General features: G+C 62.7%; 18 protein-coding genes. 1 reads left to right on the top strand and 17 read right to left on the bottom strand.

What is annotated here, in order from left to right; genetic code table 11:
* Positions 1–62: 62 nt before the first annotated feature.
* The 13 genes from EDD77_RS06445 to EDD77_RS06385 all read right to left on the bottom strand — a co-directional run bounded on the left by EDD77_RS06445 (position 63) and on the right by EDD77_RS06385 (position 15,122).
* Positions 63–1,181 (bottom strand): HD domain-containing phosphohydrolase, encoded by a 1,119-nt coding sequence (locus EDD77_RS06445; protein ID WP_058964022.1) that lies wholly within the window; start codon positions 1,179–1,181, stop codon positions 63–65.
* A gap of 158 nt (positions 1,182–1,339) precedes the next feature.
* Complete coding sequence (locus EDD77_RS06440) at positions 1,340–5,029, bottom strand: FtsX-like permease family protein (RefSeq protein ID WP_058964021.1); 3,690 nt, start codon at positions 5,027–5,029, stop codon at positions 1,340–1,342.
* 3 nt (positions 5,030–5,032) lie between these two features.
* Positions 5,033–5,740, bottom strand: a complete 708-nt coding sequence (locus EDD77_RS06435; protein WP_058964020.1) for an ABC transporter ATP-binding protein — start codon at positions 5,738–5,740, stop codon at positions 5,033–5,035.
* A gap of 175 nt (positions 5,741–5,915) precedes the next feature.
* On the bottom strand, positions 5,916–7,109 hold the full coding sequence (locus tag EDD77_RS06430) for an AfsR/SARP family transcriptional regulator (protein ID WP_058964019.1): 1,194 nt from the start codon (positions 7,107–7,109) through the stop codon (positions 5,916–5,918).
* 134 nt (positions 7,110–7,243) lie between these two features.
* Positions 7,244–8,164, bottom strand: a complete 921-nt coding sequence (locus tag EDD77_RS06425; RefSeq protein ID WP_058964018.1) for a DUF4097 family beta strand repeat-containing protein — start codon at positions 8,162–8,164, stop codon at positions 7,244–7,246.
* Positions 8,161–8,844 (bottom strand): DUF1700 domain-containing protein, encoded by a 684-nt coding sequence (locus EDD77_RS06420; RefSeq protein WP_058964017.1) that lies wholly within the window; start codon positions 8,842–8,844, stop codon positions 8,161–8,163. Before EDD77_RS06420 ends, EDD77_RS06425 begins: the two co-directional genes overlap by 4 nt.
* Positions 8,841–9,158 carry a PadR family transcriptional regulator gene (locus tag EDD77_RS06415; RefSeq protein WP_058964016.1) on the bottom strand — a complete coding sequence of 106 codons (318 nt, stop codon included), beginning with the start codon at positions 9,156–9,158 and terminating at the stop codon, positions 8,841–8,843. Before EDD77_RS06415 ends, EDD77_RS06420 begins: the two co-directional genes overlap by 4 nt.
* Before the next feature lie 123 nt (positions 9,159–9,281).
* Positions 9,282–9,731 carry a GtrA family protein gene (locus tag EDD77_RS06410; RefSeq protein ID WP_058964015.1) on the bottom strand — a complete coding sequence of 150 codons (450 nt, stop codon included), beginning with the start codon at positions 9,729–9,731 and terminating at the stop codon, positions 9,282–9,284.
* Entirely contained in the window at positions 9,728–10,204 is a 477-nt protein-coding gene (locus tag EDD77_RS06405) for a peptidylprolyl isomerase (protein WP_058964014.1), read from the bottom strand. The genes EDD77_RS06410 and EDD77_RS06405 overlap by 4 nt, the downstream gene beginning before the upstream one ends.
* Before the next feature lie 180 nt (positions 10,205–10,384).
* A complete protein-coding gene (locus EDD77_RS06400) occupies positions 10,385–10,981 on the bottom strand; it encodes a cytidylate kinase-like family protein (RefSeq protein ID WP_058964013.1) in 597 nt (198 codons plus the stop codon).
* Positions 10,982–11,075: 94 nt separating this feature from the next.
* The gene (locus EDD77_RS06395; RefSeq protein ID WP_058964012.1) at positions 11,076–12,416 is read right to left on the bottom strand and encodes a cysteine peptidase family C39 domain-containing protein; all 1,341 of its coding nucleotides are present in this window, start codon (positions 12,414–12,416) and stop codon (positions 11,076–11,078) included.
* A 202-nt stretch (positions 12,417–12,618) separates the two neighbouring features.
* Positions 12,619–13,743: an immunity protein Imm33 domain-containing protein gene (locus EDD77_RS06390; RefSeq protein WP_058964011.1), complete on the bottom strand. Its 1,125-nt coding sequence runs from the start codon at positions 13,741–13,743 to the stop codon at positions 12,619–12,621.
* A 26-nt stretch (positions 13,744–13,769) separates the two neighbouring features.
* On the bottom strand, positions 13,770–15,122 hold the full coding sequence (locus EDD77_RS06385) for an MATE family efflux transporter (protein ID WP_242868352.1): 1,353 nt from the start codon (positions 15,120–15,122) through the stop codon (positions 13,770–13,772).
* Positions 15,123–15,369: 247 nt separating this feature from the next.
* On the opposite strand from EDD77_RS06385, the gene EDD77_RS06380 reads away from it, so the two are divergent.
* Positions 15,370–16,311, top strand: coding sequence for a rubredoxin-like domain-containing protein (locus EDD77_RS06380; RefSeq protein WP_077138533.1), 942 nt, complete (start codon positions 15,370–15,372; stop codon positions 16,309–16,311).
* Positions 16,312–16,452: 141 nt separating this feature from the next.
* On the opposite strand, the gene phoU is transcribed toward EDD77_RS06380, so the two are convergent.
* The 4 genes from phoU to pstC are packed head-to-tail and all read right to left on the bottom strand — an operon-like array spanning position 16,453 to position 19,620.
* On the bottom strand, positions 16,453–17,106 hold the full coding sequence (phoU, locus tag EDD77_RS06370; protein ID WP_058964009.1) for a phosphate signaling complex protein PhoU: 654 nt from the start codon (positions 17,104–17,106) through the stop codon (positions 16,453–16,455).
* Between the two features lie 18 nt (positions 17,107–17,124).
* Entirely contained in the window at positions 17,125–17,886 is a 762-nt protein-coding gene (gene pstB / locus EDD77_RS06365) for a phosphate ABC transporter ATP-binding protein PstB (protein ID WP_058964008.1), read from the bottom strand.
* Positions 17,887–17,899: 13 nt separating this feature from the next.
* On the bottom strand, positions 17,900–18,751 hold the full coding sequence (pstA, locus tag EDD77_RS06360) for a phosphate ABC transporter permease PstA (protein WP_242868350.1): 852 nt from the start codon (positions 18,749–18,751) through the stop codon (positions 17,900–17,902).
* On the bottom strand, positions 18,748–19,620 hold the full coding sequence (gene pstC, locus EDD77_RS06355) for a phosphate ABC transporter permease subunit PstC (RefSeq protein ID WP_058964006.1): 873 nt from the start codon (positions 19,618–19,620) through the stop codon (positions 18,748–18,750). The genes pstA and pstC overlap by 4 nt, the downstream gene beginning before the upstream one ends.
* Positions 19,621–19,756: the final 136 nt, after the last annotated feature.

The following is a 19,756-nucleotide window of genomic DNA, read 5'->3' as shown; positions in this document are numbered from 1 at the left end:
GCTTGCGCGGCGGTCTTTTTGTTTTGCTCTCTTTCGCCTCCTACTAAGGTTGCAAACTTTCCTCAATTCCCTGTTGACTTTTTATTTGCAGACTTCGTTTCATACAGCGCGCGGATGCGGGGATGCATCTGCCGGAAGCACTCCAGCAGCCGGGGCGAAAACACGCCGCACTCCCCGTTCAGAATCATCTCCAGCGCCTTCTCGTGGGAGAAGGCCGCCTTGTACACCCGGGGGCTGACCAGCGCGTCGTACACGTCCGCCAGAGACACAATCTGCGCACCCACCGAGATTTCATCCCCCTTTAAACCGTGGGGATAGCCCCGGCCGTCCCACCGCTCGTGGTGGTGCATGGCGATGTCGATGGCATATTCGTAGGCGCTGTGATCCCGCATCTGGGGGATGTTCTCCAGCAGCTTTGCCCCCTGCACCGTGTGGGTTTTCATGATTTCAAATTCCTCGGCCGTGAGCCGGCCGGGCTTGTTCAGAATGGCGTCCGGGATGGCGATCTTGCCCACGTCGTGCATCACCGCCGCCAGCGCGATGTCCTCCACGGTCTGCTCGCTGAGCCCCTCGCCCAGCTCGGTGCCGGTGAGCAGCTCCCGGGTGATGCGCTGCAGCCGGCGCACATGGTCGCCGGACTCGCCGCTGCGGAACTCGATGGCCGCCGCCAGCGAAGCGATCATGCCGTGGCCCAGCTCGATGATCCTGCTGGCCTGGGCCAGCAGGGCATCCTTCTGGCGCTCCACCACGCTGTCCAGCCGCCGCCGGGCCCGGAACAGCTCCACCACGCTGCCCACCCGGCGCTGCACCAGATAGGGCACCACCGGCTTGCCGATCACATCCATCACGCCCAGGGCATAGGCCTCCTTCATCATGTCGTCGCCGGTCTCGGCGGTGATCATGAACACCGGCACCTGACTGGTGATGCCCTGCTCATGCAGCCGGCGCAGCACCTCGAGGCCGTTCATTTCGGGCATCATCACGTCCAGCAGCACGGCGCACAGCCGCCCCGGATCTGCCAGAATGCTTTCCAGCCCCTGGCGGCCGTTTTCCGCCTGCTCGATGCGGTATTGCCCGGCAAATATATTTTCCAGAATCGCCCGGTTCATCTCGTCGTCATCCACGATGAGAAGGGTCTCCGGCGCTGCGGAATCTGTCTGCGTCACAGTTGACGAGAACACAGGGGTCACTTCCTTTCCGGTTTGCAGATTTCTGCAAAAAGTGGGGCGCGAGGCCAAGCCCCGCGCCCCATATAAACTATTATAGTATGTGCCGCCGGGTCCCGTCAAATCAAATCTTTGTAACCCTTTGGGGGAGTGTTCCGGGTGTTTTTTCCCGGTTATTCGGGGGCCTTCATGCTCTCCACCATGCTGATGTGGCGCAGCTTGCGGTGCATCACCAGATTCACCAGCGCACTGAACACAAGGGTGAGCAGGGCGCTGAACACATAACTCATCGGTTTGATCGTGCGGCCGAACATCACCGCATCCACCTCCACCGAGTGGATCACGAACATGTGCAGGAAAATGCCCAGCACAAGGCCCACCAGCGTGCCGATCACCGACAGTGCAACCGACTCCCGGTACACGTATGCCGAGACCTCGCTGTCGTAGAAGCCCAGCACCTTGATGGTGGCAATCTCCTTGGTGCGCTCGGTGATGTTGATGTTGGTCAGGTTATACAGCACCACAAAGGCCAGCACACCGGCGGAGACGATGAGCACCACCACGATGATGTCGATCTTCTGCATCATGCCGCTGAAGGTATTCTTCAAGTCGCTGATCTGGCTTACGCCCGCCACGCCCTCGGTTTTGAGCAGGGTGCTGTTCAGCGCGGCGCGGCCCTCGTCGGAATCGTCCGCCGCATGGCCCAGCACCAGATCGAACTCCGGCGCCTGGCCAAAGGCCGCCTCATAGGTCTCGGCGCTCATGTAAACGTAGTTCTCCACGTAGTTTTCCACGATGCCGTCCACCCGGAAGGTACCGGTGCGGCCGTCCTTGTTTTCCAGCGTCACGGTATCGCCCACCGAAAGATTCGCCCGCTCGCTCATCTTTTCGGTGATGACCACCCCGGTTTCCGAGAAGGCCACCGATTCACCGCTCTTTCGCTCGTGCAGATCCACAAAGCTGCCGATGTGGCTGCTCTCCTCGGGCACGAACAGATAGGTCTCGAAGGTGATGTCGCCAAATTCGTTCTCGCTCTGCTCCTGATGCACCAGCGTCCAGTCGGTCACAAGGGAGGTGTCCCCCAGCACCTGCTCCAGCTCGCTGCCCTCGAATTCCTCCGGATCCCGCACGCTCACGGTGAAATCGTAGGTAAACACCTTGCCGAACTGCTTGTTCACGATGTCGCTGATGGAATCGTGCAACCCGAAGCCGGTCACCAGCAGGGCGGTGCAGCCGGCGATGCCCACCACGGTCATGAAAAACCGCTTTTTGTAGCGGAACAGGTTGCGGGCGGTGACCTTGTGGGTGAACTTCATCCGCTTCCACACCGGGCGCACCCGCTCCAGCAGAATGCGCTTGCCGGCCTTGGGGGCCTTGGGCAGCATCAGGGTGGCGGGGGTCTCCATCAAGGTGGCCCAGCAGGCGTTCAGGGTAGCCGCCAGCGTGCACAGGATGGCCGCGCCCGAGGCGATGGCCGCATAGGGAACATTAAACAGACAGTATATCTTAGGCAGAGTATACATCATGGAGTAGGCATTCCAGATTACCGTGGGGAACAGATTGAAGCCCACCAGCAAGCCGAACACACAACCGGCCACGGTGGCGGTCATGGCGTAGATCACATACTTGGCCATGATGGATTTTTTGCTGTAACCCAGCGCCTTCATGGTGCCGATCTGCAGCCGCTCCTCCTCCACCATGCGGGTCATGGTGGTCAGGGCCACCAGCGCCGCCACCAGGAAGAAGAACACCGGGAACACCCGGGCGATGGCCTCCACCTTCTGCACGTTGGATTTCAGCGAAGCGAAGCTCACATTTTCATCCCGGGTGAGCAGGTACCATTCCGGCTCCTCCAGCTCGTCGATCTGCTTCTGGGCGTCGTCCAGCTGCTGCTTTGCGTCGGCCAGCTGCTCCTCGGCGCTCTGCTTCTGCTCGGCGTATTCCGCCTCGCCCTCGCTCAGCTGCTGCTTGGCGTCCTCCAGCTGGGCGGTGCCGTCCTCCAGCTCGGCTTTGGCCGAATCCAGCTTTTCCTGGGCCAGTTCCAGCTCCAGCTGGGCAAGGCCGGGGGCCATGCTCAGTGCGCTCTCGCCCTGAGCAATCTGCTTTTCGCCCTCGGTGATCTGCTTTTTTGCCTCCTCCAGCTGGGTCTTGGCGTCCTCCAGCTGTTTTTCGCCCTCGGTGATCTTGGGCTCGTTTTCCGCGATCTGAGCCTTGGCTTCGTCCAGCTGGGCCTGGGTGTCGTTCAGGGTCTGCTGGCCCTCGGCCAGCGCCTTGTTGGCTTCGTCCAGCAAAGCCTGGGCCGCATCCGCCTGGGCGCGGGCGGTCTCGGCCTGGCCGGCCGCCAGATCCAGCGCCTGCTGGGCGGTGTCCAGCTCAGCCTGCGCGGTCTGTACCCGGGCCTCAGCCTCGGTGCGGGCGGCCAGCAGCGGGGCGGCCTCCTCCGGCTTCTGGGCGGCCCATTCCTCTTCGGTCAGCTCGCCCCGGGCCGCGTCGATGGCCGCCTGAGCATTGGTCAGCTCGGCGTTGGCCGCGTCCAGCGCAGAGGCGGCCTCATCCCGTTTTGTCTGGGCTTCGGCGCGGGCTGCTTCCAGCTGGTCGGCCAGCTGTTTTGCGCTGTCCACCGTGGGCTGCAGCTCGTCCACCCGGGCCTGCAACTTGGGCAGAGCCTCCTGGGCCTGGGTCAGGGTGGGCTCCAGCAGCTGCACCAGCTGTTTTGCCTGTTCCAGCTGCTGCTTGGCGCTCTCCAGCTCCTGGCTCTTCTGCTCCACCTGGGCCACGCCGTCCTCGTATTCCGCCTTGGCGTCGATCAGCTTGGCCTGCGCGTCCGCCAGCTGCTGCTGCTTGGCGCTCAGGGTACCGGGCAGGCTCTCCTTGTTTGCATCCAGCTCGGCCTGCCCGCTGTCGATCTCCTTCTGGGCGTTTTCCAGCTTTTTCTCGTTTTCTTCAATCTCGCTGCGGCCGTCCTCCAGCTCCTCCTCCGCATCCGCCAGCTTCTGCTCCGCTTCGGCTTTGGCGTCCTCGTATTCGGCGGTGGCATCGGCCAGCGCCTCCTCGGCCCCGGTCTTCACCTGCTCATAGCGGATGCGGCTGCGCTCGCCGCTGATGTCCTCGATCTTCTGAGCGGTCAGATCCACATAATCGGTATAGGCATCGGTCAGGCTGTCGTAGGCCTTGGCCCCGGCCACCTGCACATAAATGTCGGTCCACACATCCAGCGTGAAATTCTGCTCACCGGTGTAAAGCACCACGTCCACCGTGCCGTCGCCCACGCTGGCGCTCTCCCGCTCGATGGAAAAATAGGCGCTGGTGCTCACCACGCCCACCACCTTCAGCTCGTTGCGGGCGAAGGTGTCCTCCCAGTCCTCATTTTCCGGCGAGATGGTCAGGGTGTCGCCCACCGAAAAGCCCATGGCATGGTAGTCGGAGCCCTCCTCCACCACGCACTCGTCCTCCTTCACCGGCAGGCGGCCCTCCACCACCTCCATCCGGTTCAGGTAGCCCTGGGGCTCCTTTGCCTCGATCTGATCCAGCGGCACGCTCTGGATGCGGGCCACCAGTGCGTCGCCGGAGGGCGTGTTCACGATGGCGTCCGACGAGTAGGCGGGCATCACCTGCTCCACCCCGTCAATGGCGCGCACCGCCTCCACATCCTCGTCGGTCAGGCCAAGGGTGCCCACGATGCGCAGATCAAACAGGTCGGTCTCGTCAAAAAAGCGGTCGGCGGAATAGCGCATGTCCGGCGTGGTGGCCAGAAGGCCCGCCAGAAAGCCCACGCCCAGAGCCACAATCGCAAAAATGGCCAGAAACCGGCTCAGGCTCTGGCGGATGGTGCGCACCACCGTTTTGCGGTATGTACGTTTCATGGTTTACCACTCGATCCTTTCCACGGGGGTGGGGTTCTCATTCACCTCCACACCGGCCACCTGGCCGTTGCGGATGTGGATCACCCGGTCCGCCATGGCGGTGAGGGCGGAGTTGTGGGTGATCACGATCACGGTGCGGCCGGTCTCCCGGCAGGTGTTCTGCAGCAGGGCCAGCACCTGCTTGCCGGTTTTGTAGTCCAGCGCGCCGGTAGGTTCGTCGCATAAAAGGATCTTGGGATTTTTGGCCAGCGCCCGGGCGATGGACACCCGCTGCTGTTCACCGCCGGAAAGCTGGGCGGGGAAATTGTCCATCCGGTGCTCCAGCCCCACCTGCCGCAGGGTCTGCTCCGCGGGCAGGGGGTCCTTGCTGATCTCATTGGCCAGCTCCACGTTTTCCAGTGCGGTCAGGTTCTGCACCAGATTGTAGAACTGGAACACAAAGCCCACGTCGTAACGGCGGTAGCGGGTGAGCTGCTTCTGGTTGTAGGCGCTCACCTCCTGGCCATCCAGATAGATGCGGCCCTCGTCGCAGCCGTCCATGCCGCCCAGCATGTTCAGAACGGTGGTCTTGCCCGCGCCGGAAGGGCCCACGATCACGCAGAATTCGCCCTTTTCGATGAAAAACGAGACGTGATCCGCGGCCGCGATGCGGTTTTCGCCCATCTGGTAATACTTGCACACGTTATCGAATTCCACAAAATGCCGTTCCATTGCGTCGCTCCTTTTGGGGGAATGGCTCCCCGGTCGTTACCTTTATTATAAACAAAGTTTTTGGGCCACACAACCAACGATCCTGATACAATCCGTGAATTTTTTAAGAAATCCGCCCAAAAATTTCCCAATTCGAGCGCAAAAAAGCCCCCATCCATCGGATGGGGGCAGAAAATTATTCGCCGGTGATCTGGGGCAGCGGGCCGCCGAAATCGAACATCAGCTCCAGCCGGCCGTTCACCGGCTTCCAGCCCGCCCGCAGCCGGTGCTCCACCGCGTCGGTGTGGGCCGGGTCGGCCAGCATCAGCAGGGCCAGATACTGGTCGTGGCCGTAGCGGCAGCACACATCGCCCCGGCGCAAGGTCTGGCTGAGCAAAAAGCGCAGCTCCTGATCCGGGCCGGCGGCTGCGCTGCCCGGCTGGCTCTCCGCGCTCACCAGCAGCAGCACGGTGGTCTGGCCGGTGCGGGCCGCCTGACGCCGGGCCATGGCGTAGAGCATGGGCAGCTGGTCGTACTCGCAGAAATAGGGCCCCGGAGGGGCGTTCTTTTCGTGGTTTGCCAGCTTCTGGCGAATGCGCAGCATCTCCTCCCGGCCCCGACTCTCGCCCTCGGTGGCCCACTGGTGGATGGCCCGCAGCCGGGCCGGTGGCGCCTGACCCTGCCGCTCCATGAGCATTTCGGCCAGAAGCGGATACTGGCTGCGCACCGCCGCCTTCATGTTCAGCCGCTGCATGGCCGCAAAGCGGATGATCTGCAGGCTCATATCGTCCGGGAAGATCAAAAGCGCCTCGGCACAGACCGCCAGTGCCTGCCGGGCTCCGGTGCGTTCCGGGCCGTCCAGCAGCAGGGCCGCGGCCCGCCGTGCGGCAGCCAGCCAGCCGTCCCGCACAAGGGAAGCCTGCCCGGCCACCCAGGGCCGGTCTGCCAGCTGGGGCAGAAAATCCCCGCAGCAGATGCCGTCCAGCTCCTGCCAGGCTTCCAGCGCCCGGGCCGGGTCCGGCTGGTTCACCGCCTGTTCGGCCAGCTGCCCCGCCCGCCACAGGTCCACCTCCAGCACAAGGTCGCCCGCCAGGCGGTACTGCTTGTCCTCCACGGTGATCAGCTCCCGCCCCGCGCCCCGCTGCTCCAGCAGCCGGCGCAGCGAGTAGGCGGCGTTTTTCAGCGCACCCGCCGGGTTATGGCTCTCCTCCCCGGTCCAGAGCAGGCCGGCCAGCGCCTCGTTGGAAAGGGGTGCGCGCCCGTTGATGGCAAGCAAAGCCAGCAGCTCCAGATTCTTGTTGATGCGCTCGCCGTGGCGCACCAGCGGCTGGTCGTCCAGCCAGACGGCCAGCCCGCCGAAGGTTTCCACCCGCATGACATGCCGCTCCATGGCACCGCTCCTTCCGCGCCGCAAACGCCCGGCGCTGTTGTTTTTTCCCATTATACCGGCTTTGGCGGTTTTTGTATAGCCGTTTTGTATGAAAAACGGCCCGGGGCATGGCCCCAAGCCGTTTGCTTGCTCTGTTACAGATTATCGTCCGCCTTTACCACCGCCTTGCCGGTGTTCACCTCCAGGTCGAAGAAGGGGTGCAGCTCCTCGTTTTCCACCACCCGCTTGTACAGCGAGGAGGAAACCTCACCGAACATCTCCACCTGGCCCATGTTGCATTCCAGCGCATAGCCGTACTGCTCCGGCCGGGGGGTGCGCAGGGTCACGCTGCCCGCGTTCACCTCCACCTTCGCGGTGTCGTTCACGGTGCCGCTCACATCCACGCTGCCCGCATCGGCACTCAGGTCCATGGAATCGGCCTGCACCCGGCGCAGCTGTACGCTGCCCGCCTGTACATCCACTTCCAGATTCCCGCAGGCCAGCTCCTCGCCGGTGATGGCTCCGGCGCTGCACTCCAGCTCCACCGCATCGTACCAGGCATCCCGGGGCAGCACCACCTCCACGGTGTCGTCGCTGCCGTGGTTTTGGCTGTGGTTGTGTTCACTCCACACCTTCAGCTTCCACACGCCGTTCTCTCTGGTGCTGTCCACCAGAACCCCGTCACAGCCGTCGCTGTTCAATGCGAAATCATCGCCCAGCGTCAGCTCCAGATGGCCCGCCTGCACGTTGAAATCCAGCTCCCGGATCTCGCCGGTTCCGCGGGGAATCTGCCCGCTGTCCGACCCGGAAAGCGCCAGAGAAGGCTCTCTTGCCGCTGTCGAATTCCCGGCCCTGCAGCTCCAGCCCCACATCCAGTCGTCCTCATCGTCCCAGTCCCAGTCGTCGTGATCCCGGTCGCCCCAGCCCCAAATGGGCTTGGAGCCGGAAATCACATTGTTGCGGCTGAAGGCCTCGCCCCATACGCCGCCGGCAACGGTGCCCAGCACACACAGGAGAATGCCGGGGATCAGCAGCCCCAGCGCCGCCATGAAGCAGTATTTTACCAGACGTTTCATTGCTCATTCCCCCTCGCTTTTTTCTGTGCCATCGCTTCCTTTGCCCGGTTCCAGCCGCGCACCGCCATGCGCCACAGCCAGACCAGCAGCATGCACAGCGCAAACCCCACGCCCAGCATCGCAAAGCCCAGGGCCACATCCAGCACGCCCATGCCAGCCACCAGCAGGGCGGTGCCCACGCCGGCGCCGATGGTCAGAAAGCCCTTGACCGTTACAATGATTCCGGCAATGACGACCGCCGCGCCGCTGAACACCAGCGCCACCGCCGTGATGATCACCGCCAGCAGAGCCCCGAACACCGTGCCCAGCACGCTCAGCCACAGGGGCGAAAGAATGAGCAGAGCCGCCACCACCGCCACCCAGAACAGGGTGCGGTTGTCGTTTTTCGGCGCTGCGCCCGGGTACTGGGGCGGGTTTGCATAGCGGGCTGCACCGCCGGCCGCAGCCTGCCCGGCGCCCGGCGCCTGATAACGGGGCGGAATGCGGCTGCCCGGCACGTTGGCCTTGATGATGGCAGCCACCTTTTCCGGGCTGCCCAGCTCGGCCAGCACCGCCTGCTCCTGCTCCGGGCCGGCCTCGTCGAAATATTCCTCGTAATAGCGCAGGGCCTCCTCCCGTTCCTCCGGGGTCACGTCCGCCAGCAGGCGGTTCAGCCGCTGCAAAAATTCCTGTTTCGTCATTGCTCTTCTCCCTCCAGCAGCATGGAATCAATCTGTTTTTTATACTCGATCCACTCGGCCCGGTATTGCTCCAGTGCCCGGGCCCCCGCCTCGGTGAGCCGGTAGTACCGGCGGTTGCGCCCGGCAAAAGCCTGATCGTAGGTTTCCAGGTACCCTTCCTTCTGCAGGCGGCGAAGCACCGGGTACAGGGTACTTTCGCTCACCGTCATGATTCTGCGCACGTCCTGGGTGATCCGGTAGCCGTAAGTGGGCTCCTTCGCCGCCGTGCTCAGCACCAGCGCATCCATCAGCGCCGCTCCGTTGTTGAACGCCACGCCGTCGCCTCCCTTTCTGTTTCTGATAATATTATATTTCGTATAATATTAAATGTCAATATAATATTATGAAATTAAAAAGGGAGCCCCGGCATGCCGCCGGGGCTCCCTTCGGGATCGTATTTAACTGTTCTGCCCTTTTTTAAAGATGATGAGCTTGGAGAAGATGTAGTTGAACAGGATGACCAGCACCTGATCCACCAGCTTTACCGCCAGGAACCACACGCCCTGCCAGCCTTCCGGCACCAGCGCCGCGCCGAGCAGATCTACGCCGATCCACATGATGGCCACGTCCATCACCAGCGTGCCCAGGCGGCAGCCGATGAAGGAGGCGAACTCCCGCAGCGCGTCCATTCCCTTACTGTGGCTGCGGAACACCCAGATGCGGTTGGTGCAGTAGGCAAACAGGATGCAGACCACATTGTCCAGCAGGGTGTTCCAGGTGGTGGGCATGCCCATCCAGCGGAACACCAGCGCCAGCACGATGTTCAGCAGCGTGGCCAGCCCGCCGAAAAACAGGTAGGCCAGCTGCTCGTAATACTTCTCAATCAGCCCTTTCAGCTTTTCGATCATCCCTCAATGACCTCCACGGTCTTCATCACAACGGGGGTCACGGGGCGATCCTGGAAGCCGGTGGGAGTGTTGGCGATCTCGTCCACCACGTCCATGCCGCTGACCACGCGGCCGAAGGCAGCGTAGCCGCCGTCCAGATGGGGGGCGTCCTCGTGCATGATGAAGAACTGGCTGCCGGCGGAGTTGGGATCCATGGCGCGGGCCATGCTGATCACGCCGCGCTCGTGCTTGATGGGGTTCTTCCAGCCGTTGCGGGCGAACTCACCCTTGATGTGCCAGCCGGGGCCGCCCATGCCGGTGCCCTCGGGGCAGCCGCCCTGGATCATGAAACCGGGGATGATGCGGTGGAAGGTCAGGCCGTTGTAGAAGCCCTCGTTCACCAGCTTGAGGAAGTTCTCCACGGTGATGGGTGCGGCCTGAGCGTCCAGCTCCAGGTCGATGGTCTTGCCGTTTTCCATGGTGATGCGTACCATAGTAAAATCTCTCCATTCTTTGTTTTTGTGATCCGGGCAGCCAGAACCGCCCGCGCAAAAAAAGAAGGGCGACCTGGCGCACAGCCGCACGCCGGGCCGCCCTCTGCGGCTATTATAGCATAATGCGAAGCGTTATGGTATCATTCGCCCTTTTTTCCGGTGTTCCCACCGGGGAAAAGGTCAGCCCTCCAGCTGAGCAGCCTTCTCGATCAGCTCGGCGCAGGCGTCGATGCCCAGCGCCGCGTTCAGGCACATGTCGTAATACTGGGCCTCGCCCCAGCGGTTCTGGGTGTAGTAATTGTAGTAGGAAGCGCGGCGCTTATCCTCCTTCTGGATGCTCAGTTCCATGACCCGGTCCTCAGTGCCGGGAGCGAAATCCCCCGCCGCCAGCGCGAACTTCTTGCGGAAATCCATGGTGGCGTGCAGAAAGACCTTCAGCACATCCGGCCGATCCCGCAGCACATAGTCGGCGCAGCGGCCCACGATCACGCAGGGGCCCTTTTCCGCCAGCTGGGAAACGATGTGGGACTGGATGATGTAGACCTGATCGTTCAGCGGCAGATCGCCGCCCATGGTGTACAGGCTGTACAAAAGGCTGGCGGAGTGGCGCTTTTCCACCGCCGCGATGGACTCCTCGGAAAGGCCGCTCTCCTTGGCGGCCATGGTGATGAGCTCCTTGTCGTAGAACGGGATGTTCAGATCCTGGGCTACCTTGCGGGCAATGTCCAGGCCGCCGGTGCAGTGCTCACGGCTGATGGTGATGATGTTGCGCTTCATACAATTGACCCCCTTTATGGCGGTGTTTCCGCCTTGTGGCTTTTATTGTGCACGGCGCAAGGCTTCGCGCCGTCGCGTTCGCAGAAATGGCCGGTCAGTTTCCGGTATGCACCTCGCCCACCAGACCGCCGCCGCTGGAATCAATGGCGTACACGGTCAGCCGGCCCGCCTCACTGAGCAGCTCAGGGGGCAGCTGTACCGCCCCCGCCGACGTGCGGCGCAGGTAGTGGAAGGCCTTGTGGGCGGTGGTGGCGTGGGCCACGCCGTCCGGCACGGTGCAGGCCAGCGTGCCCTCGAAGTCCTCGGGCAGGGGCAGATCCTCGCCCTCGGCGCTCTGGAACAGGTAGCAGCCCAGCTGCTCCAGCGCCCGCAGCCCCACCCGGCGGCGGATGGGATGGCCCGCATCCTCGCCGGGGTGCTTGCCGGTGATGATCACCGCCTCGCCGCTGTAAGCCGCCCAGAATTCCTTTGCCGGATAGCGGGTCTCCGCCTGCCGGTCGGTGGGGGCCAGGCTGTCGTTCACCAGCACATACACCTGGTCGTTTTCCAGCGCAAAGCCCCGCAGAGCCATGCACTGATCCGCCCCGGTGGCAAAGGCCCCCGGCAGCACCGGCAAACCCAGGCGGGCGGCATCCTCGCTGTTTGCAGCGTAGTGCATGCGCAGGCCGATGGAATGCCCCGCCTTCACCTGCTGCCACACTGCTGCCGGGTCCAGATAGGCCCGGTAGGCCTGGTAGCCGTAGCCGCCGGCCAGCGCCGTCATGAAAGCATAGTTGAAGCAGTCGCCCAGCGCAAAGTCCCGCATGCCCCAGGCCAGCTCCTCGGGCAGGGCATCCTGCCCCCAGCGGTTGATCATGGAGGCCAGGGTCACCGCCGCGCTCATGCTCCCGGCAAACACCGGATCCCGCAGCTGCTGGCTGTACGCGGGCAGGCGCAGCAGCCGGCCGTAGGGCTCGGCGTCCTCCCAGCGCCAGTCCACCGGGCGCACGCTGGCGGCCAGCAGACGCACCAGCGGGGTGAGCTGCTCGTCGTTGGTATAAAGGTAGATCCGCAGCTGGGCAAGGCTGGCCCGCCCCGCCGGGATATGAATGGTATCGCCGTTCACATAGGCGGGCTTTGCCGCCTCCTGATGCAGGCTCTCGCGCCGGATGTAGGGGCTCCATTTGCCCAGCGTCAGCCAGCCGGTCCACTCGCCGTCCACCAGTACCCGGGCCTGGGCCTCCACCACCGTGCCGTTGGGCGTCTCCGCATTCCAGCTCACGGTCAGCTGCCGGAAGGCCGGGAAGCGGATTTCCGGCGAGGTGAAGCAGCCGTACAGCACATACCGCCCGCCGGACTGCTCCAGGCAGACGGCGTTCTCGGTCAGGGCCACGTTATCCAGCCCGCCCTTGGTAAAGGCATCGGTGCCGCTCATCAGATACAGGTTTTTCAGCATAGAGCCAATCCTTTCCGGTCAAGGGGGCGCCGGTTTTTTCACACGCCCCGCGTTCTACCTTTATCCTATCCTTTCGGGGGCGTTCTGTCAAGTAAAACGCCTGTTTGCGCCCCCTTCTTTGTGTAACTTGCACGGTATTTTGCCCGCCTGCCCCACAAAAATGCCCGGTCTCCGAAAAAAGGAAACCGGGCACGGGCAGGCTTCAGCGCTCCTCCTGCTGCCAGCCGTCACCCGCCCGGCGGAAGGCGACCGGCGCAGGGGCGTTGAGCAGCTCCAGAATGGAAGCGTCATAGTTGCAGATGGTGTTCAGGTGGTAAAACTCAAAATGGGCGGCATCCGCCATGTAGTCGGCGTCCTCGTCCCCGGCAAAGATGCGCCAGCCGCTGTCCGGCGCGTTCGGGTCCAGGGGCTGCTCCCGGAACAGGTAGCCCACCGGCAGTCCGTCCACGGTGATCCGGTCGCTGGCGATGCAGGCCACCTTGTCGCCGCCCTCGTAGCCGGTGAGCACCGGCCGCAGCTGGCCGGGGTTCAGCTTATACTGCTTGGGCGGGCGCTTGTACCAGGCGGCAGCCTGCCAGGGGCCGGTGAGCAGCTGCTCCAGCACCCGGCAGTTCAGCTCCACGTACTGGCGCATCTCGTCCTTGTCCACCCTGTTTTCCTCGGCCATCTGGCCCCGGAACATGTCGTAGCAGGCGCCGCACAAATAGCCCGCCGCGTATTCCAGAAAGCTGTCGTACCGGTCGGAAGCGGCGGAGGCCAGCGGCCGGGCCTTCTGCCAGAACTCCTCCTCGGTGATGATGCCCGCCGCGGCCGCTGCCCGCCACAGGCCCAGCCGCTCGGCGCAGTCGAAGGCAAAAAAGCCCTTGCGCCCGGCAATGGGGGCCAGCAGCTCGGCAAAATCCTTGCAGGCATTGAACAGAAACCGGCCCCGCTCGTCCAGTGCGTTCACGTCAAAGCAGGGGCGGCCCTTCCAGAAGCTGCGAAACTGGGTGTAGTCGTTCTGGGTGTTGTATTCCTTTTCCGCAAAGGCCGCAAGGCCCTGTGCATCGTCTGCACCATACAGCTTGCGGCAGTGCTCCCGCACCGCGGCGGCGTCGCCGCCGTCCCGGCTGCAGAGAAACAGCTTTTCCGCACCCATGGCCCCGGGGATGCCGGGCACCTTGCGCAGAGCCGCCGGGCCGGTGAGCAGCAGGGCGAACTGCTCCGGGCTGCAGGGGGCCGCCGCCTCCTTTTTCTCCGCCTTCATCCGATCCAGAAATTCCAGCAGCGCGGCGGCCAGATCATAGTTATCCCGGCGCAGGGGCCGTTTGTGGTTGAATACGTTCATTGCTTTGCTCCTTTTCCGTTTATCCCTCAGGCTTTGTATTTGGTTTTCCATTTGCCGCTCACAAACCGGCCCACAAAGAAGGCGCTGCGGCAGACCCAGTCGATGACCATGGCGATCCACACACCAACGGCGCCCATGCCGAAGCCGATGCCCAGCACATAGCTGAAGCCCAGCCGCCAGATCATCATACTGGCAATGCTCACGGTCATGGTGAAGCGCACATCGTTGGCTGCGCGCAGGGCGTTGGGCAGCACAAAGGCCACCGGCCACAGCACAATGCCGCAGGCGCAGTGGATGAATACCAGCAGCCAGGCCAGCTGATGGGTCTCGGCCGAGATGTTGTAAAGCCCCAGCAGCAACGGCATGCCCAGAATCACCGCCAGATTCAGCGCGCCGTCCACCAGATAGGTCAGGCCCACCAGCTTTTTGGTATAGGAGATGGCGGCCTTCTGATCCTGCGCGCCGATGCACTGGCCCGCCACTGTGATGAGCCCCAGGCCGATGGCCTGCCCCGGAATGCAGCCGATGCTGTCCAGATTGTTGGCCACCGCGTTGGCGGAGATCTGGGCGGTGCCGAACACCGCGATGATGCTCACCACCAGCACCCGCCCCAGCTGGAACAGGCTGTTCTCAAAGGCGGAGGGAATGCCGATGTTCAGAATGCGCAGCGCCATGCCCCGGTGCAGCCGCAGGCACTGGGCAGCCTTCACATGCACCAGATTGGCCGGGTTCGAAGCCCGCCACAGAATCAGCCCCGCGGCCATGGCACGGCCCACCAGCGAGGGCAGGGCCACACCGGCCACACCCATGCCCAGACCGAACACGCAGATGGCGTTGCCCGCCACGTTCACCGCGTTCATCAGAATGCTCACCTGCATGCTGATTTTGCTGTTGCCCATGCTGCGGAACAGCGCCGCACCCGCGTTGTACAGGGCAATGAAGGGGTAGGAGGCCGCCGAGATACGCAGATACAAAAGCGCCGCGTCCATCACATCCGGCTCAATCTGGCCGAACAGAAGGCCCAGCAGCGGCCGGGCAAAGGCCAGTGCCAGCGCCATGATGCCCACGCCCGCCAGCGCCGCCAGATGGAACAGCTGGCCCGCGCCGTTTTTGGCGCTTTCCACATCCCGTGCGCCCAGATACTGGCTGATGACCACCGCGCCGCCGGTGGCCAGCGCCGCAAAGATGTTAATAATGAGCACGTTCAGCATATCCACCAGCGAAACGCCGGAGATGGCCGCCTCGCCCGCGTATGACACCATCATCGTATCCGTCATGCCCACCGTTACCGCCAGAAACTGCTCCACCACCAGCGGGGCCAGCAGCCGGGTCAGATCCCGCCGGGTAAAATGCACGCGCTTTTCACACGTTGCTTCCAAAATAAAACACTTCCCTCACACCCGGCCTCCGGCCGGTTTTTATCTTCCTGTTCAATTTTAGGCCCGGCGGCGGCCAATTGCAAGGGCACCCGCCCGCAGGGCAGTTGGAGCGCGGGGAAACTTTCTTTTTTATTTTACGCAAAACCTATTGTTTTTTGCCCTTTGTTTGCTATACTGATAATATATCCTAAATATAATTCAAACAACGGTGCGCGGTGTTTGCCGCGCGGCAAAGGAGAGCATAAAAATGGACGTTCGTTTCTTTTTCAGCATGTCGTACGGCGTATACATCGTGACCAGCATGAACGGCGAGACCCCCGTGGGCTGCACCGCCAACAGCGCCATGCAGATCACCGCCGAGCCTGCCACCATCGCGGTGAGCATCAACCATGAAAACCTGACCCACAAGGCCATCTCGGAAAGCGGCATGTTCGCGCTGAACGTGCTCAGCGAGGCCAGCGACCCGGGCCTGATCGGCGGCTTCGGCTTCCGCTCCAGCCGTGACGTGGACAAGTTCGCCGGCGTGGCCTGGCACTATGAGCAGGGCCTGCCCGTTCTGGAGGACACCATGGGCTGGGGCCTGTGCAAGGTGATCGACAAGATGGAGACCGAGACCCACACCGTGTTCCTGGGCAAGGTGATCGACACCGGCGTGTTCGCCCAGACTGCCCCCGCCATGACCTACGAATACTATCATAAGGTAATCAAGGGCTCCAGCCCCAAGACCGCCCCCACCTATGTGGCCCCCGAGGCGGTGGCTGAGCTGCCGGTCACCAAGACCCAGTGGGTGTGCACCGTGTGCGGCTACATCTACGAGGGCGACCAGCTGCCCGCCGGCTTCACCTGCCCCCTGTGCGGCGTTGGCCCCGAGTTCTTTGAGAAGAAGAGCGTGGAGGTGAGCGCCGAGGAGGCAAAGCCCGCTTCCGCCTCCGGTACCAAGTGGGTGTGCACCGTTTGCGGCTACGTCTACGAGGGCGACGAGCTGCCCGAGGGCTACACCTGCCCCCTGTGCGGCGTTGGCGCCGAGTTCTTCGAGAAGCAGGCCGCTCCCGCTGCCGACACCGACGAGAACACCGAATGGGTATGCTCGGTTTGCGGCTATGTGTACGAGGGCGCCCAGCTGCCCGAGGGCTACACCTGCCCCCTGTGCGGTGTGGGCGCCGAGCAGTTCGAGAAGCGCAGCAAGTAACCCCTTCACCCTTAAAAGGCGGCACGGAAAATCCGTGCCGCCTTTTTTCGTTTCTTCTCATCGGAAACACACAGAAAAAGCCCCGGCAGAATCCACCGGGGCTTTTTCTGTTTTGTGTATATGCGAAGAAAACGAAAAGGTTTAGTTGTTGACCAGCTGGCCGCTCACGATGTAGACCACCCACTCCGCCAGGTTGGTGGAATGGTCGCTCATGCGCTCCAGATACTTGGCGATCATCAGCTGATCCACCCGCTGGCGCACCTCCTCCGGGTGCTTCTGCATCCGGTCGCACAGCTCCTCGCACACCTGCAGGAAGTAGTCGTCCTGCAGATCGTCCTGGCCGATCACGGCGCGGGCCTTGTCCTCGCTGAGCTCCACGAAGGCGGTCACGGTCTCCTTGACCATGGTCTTCATCAGGCAGAACATCTTCTCCATGGGAGCGGGCAGCTCCACGGCGGGCTTGGCCGCCAGCTGCACGATGTATTCGGAAATATCGCTGCAGTGGTCGGCAATGCGCTCCAGATCCGAAATCATGCGCATGATGGAGGCAATGCGCCGCCAGTCACCGGCCACCGGGGTCTGGGTGAGCACCAGCTCCAAGCAGGCTTTCTCGATGTTGCGTTCCATCTGGTCGATGGCTTCGTCGCCGTCGATGATGGCCTGGGCGGTTTTCATGTCCAGCTTCTGCAGGGCCTTCCAGGTCTGGTCGATGGAAGTCTCGATGGTCAGGCCCATCTGCTTCACCGCGTCGTACAGCGCCTGCAGGTCGTTGTTGTAGTTGATGCGTGTCATCATAATATTCAGATTCCTCCCTTAGCCGAACCGACCGGTGATGTATTCTTCCGTCTTGGGGTTCTTGGGGTTGGCAAACAGCTCCTTGGTGGGGCCGTACTCGATCAGAGAGCCCAGCAGGAAGAAGGCGGTCTGGTCAGAAATACGGGCAGCCTGCTGCATGTTGTGGGTAACAATGACCACCGTGTAATCCTTTTTCAGCTCGTCCATCAGATCCTCGATGCGCAGGGTGCTGCCCGGATCCAGAGCACTGGTGGGCTCATCCATCAGCAGCACGTCCGGCTGCACCGCCAGCGCGCGGGCGATGCACAGGCGCTGCTGCTGGCCGCCGGAAAGGCCCAGCGCGCTCTTCTTCAGCCGGTCCTTCACCTCGTCCCAGATGGCGGCGCCGCGCAGGCTCTTCTCCACCAGCTCGTCCAGCTCCTTCTTGCTGTGGTTGCCGTGCAGGCGGGGGCCGTAGGCCACGTTGTCGTAGATGCTCATGGGGAACGGATTGGGCTTCTGGAACACCATGCCGATGCGGCGGCGCAGGTCGGTCACGTCCACGTCCTTATCCAGAATGTTCTTGCCGTGGAACAGAGCCTCGCCGGTGATGCGCACATTGGGAACCAGATCGTTCATCCGGTTCAGGGTCTTTAAGAAGGTGGACTTGCCGCAGCCGGAGGGACCGATCAGGGCGGTGATCTTCTTTTCAGGGATGGCGATGTCGATGCCCTTCAGCGCCTCGGTCTCGCCGTAATAAAGATGCAGGTCCTTTGCCTGCAGGATCGCGTTTTCGCTCATGTTGGCTGCTCCTTTACTTCTTCTGCTTCATTTTGACCTGTACCAGACGGGTGGCCATGTTGATCAGGAATACCAGAATCAGCAGAATGGCCGCGATGGCAAAGGCCACCTCGAATTCACCGCGCTCGGCGGCGTACATGTACAGCGCGACGGACAGGGTACCGCCGCCCCGGGTGTAGGCTTCAAAAATGTTGGAGGCGATGATGGTGGCGCTGCCCGCGGTGAACAGCAGGGCGGCGCTTTCGCCCACGATGCGGCCCACTGCCAGAATGCAGCCGGTGATGATGCCGCTGATGGAGGAGGGCAGCACGATGGTGCGGATCATGTACCACCGGGTGGCGCCCAGACCCAGCGCGCCCTCACGGTACCCGGCGGGCACGGTTTTCAGGCTTTCCTGGGTGGTGCGGATGATGGTGGGCAGGATCATGATCACCAGCGTCAAACTGCCGGACAAAAGGCTGGAGCCAAAGCCCAGCATCTGCACGAACACCAGCATGCCCACCAGGCCGTAGATGATGCTGGGGATGCCCGCCAGCGTCTCGGTGGTGAACTCCACCACCTTGATGAAGGTCTTGCTGGTGGCGTACTCGGTCAGGTAGACCGCCGCGCCCACGCCCAGAGGCAGAGCGATGATCAGGGTCAGCAGAATGATGTACAGGGTATTGAGCAGGTTCGGCAGGATGCCGATGGTGTCCTTGATGACACTGGGTTTGGTGGAGAGCAGCTGCCAGGTGATGTTGGGGATGCCCCGCACGAAGATGTAGCCCAGCAGAGCCACCAGAACGGCCACGGTCAGGAAGGCGCTGCCGTAAACCAGCACCTTCAGCACGGTCGCCTTTGCTTTGCGTTTTGCGGAATGGCTCACTGTTTCTCCCCCCGTTTCAAAAAGGTATTGAGCAGCCAGTTGATCAGCATGATGAACACGAACAGCACCAGGCCGATACTGAACAGGGCCTGCTTCTGCAGGCTGCCGTCTGCGGCATAGCTCATCTCGCTGGCCACGGCGGTGGTCAGGAAACGCACGCTCTTGAACAGGCCGGGCATGTTGGCCACGTTGCCGGCCACCATCATCACGGCCATGGCCTCGCCCACGGCACGGCCGGCGCCCAGCACAATGCCGGCCGCAATGCCGCTGCGGGCGGCGGGCACGCTCACCTTGAACACGGTCTCGATCCAGGTGGCGCCCAGGCCCAGGCTGGCCTCCTCATACTCCGGCGGAACGGCCCGCAGGGCGGTCTCGCTCACCGAGATGATGTTGGGCAGAACCATGATGGCCAGCACCAGAATGGCGCTGAGCAGGCAGCTGCCGCTCTTCAGATCAAAGGTTTTCATCACAGTGGGCACCAGCACGATCATACCGATCAGGCCGTAAACCACACTGGGGATGCCGGCCAGCAGCTCCACCGCGGGCCGCACCAGAGCGGCCAGCTTCGGGGGGGCCAGCTTTGCCAGGAACACGGCGGTGAGCACACCCACCGGCACGCCGATGATCAGCGCGCCCAGCATGCCCCACACGCTGGTCAGGATAAAGGGCAGGATGCCGAACTGAGGCTCGGCAGCGGTGGATTTCCAGACGGTACCCAGCAGAAAGTCCACAGGGCCGATCTTGACGATGGCGGGCAGGCCGGCCCACACCATGTAGATGGTGATCAGGGCCACCGCCGCGATGGAGACCATTCCGCAGATGAAGAACACTGCGTTCATGATCCGCTCGATGCTCTGTTTCAGTTTCATAGCGCTTTTCCTCTTCGTTACTCGCTTTGCACACACTGCGGTTTTTTGCCGCAAAAAGCCGCCGGAACCTGCGTAGATACGTATTTTCCGGCGGCGATGCCTAACAAACTTGCTTCATTTCGCCGGCATGCCGACC

Origin of the sequence: Allofournierella massiliensis, from assembly GCF_004345265.1 — a bacterium.
GTDB classification, from domain to species: Bacteria; Bacillota; Clostridia; order Oscillospirales; family Ruminococcaceae; genus Allofournierella; species Allofournierella massiliensis.
Note: the sequence above shows the minus strand (reverse complement) of the source record. Positions and strands in the feature narration are given on the sequence as shown.